The 848-nt window shown below is 42.8% G+C and carries 1 protein-coding gene; it reads left to right on the top strand.

What is annotated here, in order from left to right; translation table 11 throughout:
- Nucleotides 1-605: 605 nt before the first annotated feature.
- A partial coding sequence (locus ACXAH1_RS24640; protein WP_475200332.1) for a hypothetical protein occupies nt 606-848 on the top strand: 243 nt, incomplete at its 3' end.

Here is an 848-nt window from a genome sequence, read left to right as displayed (position 1 = left end):
AAACAATGAACGTATTAACTCAAAATGACATCCAGGCAGTAAACGGCGCGGGTTCTTTGACTGTAAAGTACACCAAAGGCGACGAGTCAATTGAAGTCACTTACAAGTGGTAAGGAAAAAACAATGAACGTATTAACTCAAAATGACATCCAGGCAGTAAACGGCGCGGGTTCTTTGACTGTAAAGTACACCAAAGGCGACGAGTCAATTGAAGTCACTTACAAGTGGTAAGGAAAAAACAATGAACGTATTAACTCAAAACGACATCCAGGCAGTAAACGGCGCGGGTTCTTTGACTGTAAAGTACACCAAAGGCGACGAGTCAATTGAAGTCACTTACAAATGGTAAGGAACAAACAATGAAAGTATTAGCGAAGCAGGATACTTTTACCGTCAATGGTGGCGCTGTTGATTGGGATAAAATACTGGATGGCTACATTGACTGCCTTACAGGACGTAAGTCTCACTAATTTTTGGCGGAAAATTTAGCGAGAAACAGATAAATAAGGAGTGATATCACTCCTTTTTTTCTGCCTGAAAAAGACTGTGACTCAGGATCATGGCCGGATAGCACCTACAAAAATGATTACTGACAGCACTTTCAAGTGGCTTGCAAGATTAACGGACAAGATCAATCTGGTACCTTCTTCAGGTTGTGCACAAATACAGGTAACTACTTATCCAATCAGCCAATCAGCCAATCAGCCAATCAGCCAATCAGCCAATCAGCCAATCAGCCAATCAGCCAATCAGCCAATCAGCCAATCAGTCAGCCAATCAGTCAGCCAATCAGTCAGCCAATCAGTCAGCCAATCAGTCAGCCAATCAGTCAGCCAATCAGTCAGCCA

This window comes from Pseudoalteromonas sp. AWH4_217 (assembly GCF_056161105.1).
The sequence above is the reverse complement of the archived record's forward strand: the minus strand, read 5'-3'. Positions and strand labels throughout refer to the sequence as shown.